We start from the raw sequence: 2,195 nt of genomic DNA, 5'->3' as shown, positions 1-2,195 counted from the left end.
CCGAACCACCGCTGCAGCTCTCGATCATGACTAACAACGACGAGGGTGCCCTGGTACCGGGCCAGAGCCTCCTCGAGCTCCCCCACCAGAACCGGCGCGAGGTGGTTGGTAGGTTCGTCGAGCAAAATGACTTCGTAACGCCCGACCAGCAGGCGGGCGAGGGCCAACCGGCGATATTGACCCGCAGAGAGGCTACCCACGGGAACGAAAAAGTCGGCGGTGCGGAACAACCCCAAGTTGAGCAGGCGGTCCGCGTGTTCGTCCAGGCCCCCGCGCAGGCCGGCAGCGAAGGCGGGAAGCAGCCGCATCGACGGCTGCCGGTGCTGGGGTAGTTCCTGCGGAAGGTACCCCAGCCGTCCCCGTTGAATAGCAGTTCCCACGTCCACCGGACACAGTCCAGCGAGAACGTTGAGCAGGGTGGTTTTGCCTGCCCCGTTGGGCCCCGTAACCAGGAGATTTTCCCCCGCCAGAACCCTGAGCGATTCCACCGACAAGCGGTCTCCCACCGAAACACCTGTGAGCTCAAGCACCGGCCCGGTCAGGGATTGGCCGCCGAACTGGGCGGAGAGCACAAGGGGCTGCGGCGGCCGGTCGACCGGTGCCTCCTCCAGCCGTCGGAGCCGTTCCTGAGCATTGCGTTTCTGACTGGTGATCGCTTCCTGGACCGTGCCCTGTTTGAAGTCGTAGCCCATCTTGTCCCCGTCACGTCGTCGCCCGTAACCCATCCGACTTTCAACAGCCGCAGCCTTTATTCGTTCAGCTTCCTTGGCGTCCCGCCACTGCTGGTACTCCTGTTCCCACCGGCTGCGTTCGGCAGCCTTGGCACTGAGATATCCCGCGTACCCGTCACCGTAGCGCCGCAGTCCCCGACGGTCACCGTCGACCTCGATGATCGTCGTGGCGAAGGTGCGCAGGAAGGAGCGGTCATGGGAGACGGCGACGACGGCACCCCGGTGGGAGGCAAGCTCGCGCTCAAGCCAGCTGATGGCGTCGTCGTCCAGGTGGTTTGTCGGTTCGTCCAGGAGCAGGATGGCTGCCGGGTCGGCGAGCAAACAGGCCAGGGCAAGCCGTTCCTGCTCACCGCCGGAAAGGGTGTCGAGGGTGCGGTCCCGCTGCAGGTCACCGAGCCCGAGCTGGCTCAGCGCAGCATCCACCCGTGAGCCGACGGCGTATCCCTCATGCAGGTCGTACTCGGACTGGAGCGCTCCGTAGCGATCCAGCTCATCGGAATCGGCTGAGTCCAGCGATGCCTCACATGCCAGCAGGTCTGCCTCGAGCGCCCGGATCCGGCTTAGGGCGGCGTCGATCACCGTGGTGACAGTGTCGGAACTGGAGTGGTTGAGAGTCTGCGGGAGGTGGCCCACCGCCCCCTGCACGGCGACCGCTCCCCCATCGGGGGTCTCCAACCCGGCCAGCAGGCGCATCAACGTCGATTTGCCGGCACCGTTCTCGCCGACCACTGCCACCCGTTCGCCACTGCCGATTGCCAGGTCAACGTGATCAAGCAGCAGACGGTCCCCGTAGCCGTGGGACACGTCGGAAAGGTTTACATGTTCGGTCAAGGCTTCCTCGCAGTATCTTGCAGAGTCGAAACGTGAAGAGTCGAAACGGGCGCCGACATGGTGGCGCGTGGGCGCCGGGCGGGCAAATAGGCGCCCGGTAGGGCAGAACTGTGCAAGGCTACTTCCTCATGTGACCAGCGTGCCCCTGCAGGGTCGGGCCGTCAACCTGGCAGAACGTCGGGCCGTCCGGATGACCTATCGCAAATCTGGTGGTTTTTCGACAGGATGGACAGATGACAGTCCCGCCCTTGCCCTGGTTCTGGGCAGAGACCAGCCCCGGCATATCGGGCGTCACGCATGGTAGCTCCGCGATGGCCTCCAGACAGCTGTGGATCCGCGCTGTCGATGTTGATTGCTCACCGGATCTGGTGTTCGCGTGGGCCACCCAGCTTCGCAGGGCCCCTTACAGTTACGATCTGATCGACAATTTCGGGCGGCGCAGTCCACAGACGATTGATCCGCGGGTGATCGACCTTCAGGTAGGGGATCCGGTCATGGGGGTCTTCAAAGTGTCAGCCGTCGATCCGGGACGGTCTTTCGCCGTCGTGCTGCGATCAGAGCGGGCGCTCACCTCTTTGGGGGGCTAACAATCGAGTACGCGGTCGAACCCGTGGGTCGTGGCTCGCGGGACGA

The 2,195-nt window shown here is 64.5% G+C and carries 2 protein-coding genes; one reads left to right on the top strand and one right to left on the bottom strand.

The window, feature by feature from the left end:
- Positions 1-1,562: ABC-F family ATP-binding cassette domain-containing protein (locus Y703_RS18465; protein ID WP_035764122.1), on the bottom strand; the 1,562-nt coding region annotated here is incomplete at its 3' end.
- Positions 1,563-1,795: 233 nt separating this feature from the next.
- Between Y703_RS18465 and Y703_RS18460 the strand changes: the two genes are divergently transcribed.
- Positions 1,796-2,149: a hypothetical protein gene (locus Y703_RS18460; RefSeq protein WP_026552107.1), complete on the top strand. Its 354-nt coding sequence runs from the start codon at positions 1,796-1,798 to the stop codon at positions 2,147-2,149.
- Positions 2,150-2,195 lie beyond the last annotated feature (46 nt).

The sequence above is a fragment of the Arthrobacter sp. H20 genome (assembly GCF_000520515.1).
GTDB lineage: Bacteria > Actinomycetota > Actinomycetes > Actinomycetales > Micrococcaceae > Arthrobacter_D.
Note: the sequence above shows the minus strand (reverse complement) of the source record. Positions and strands in the feature narration are given on the sequence as shown.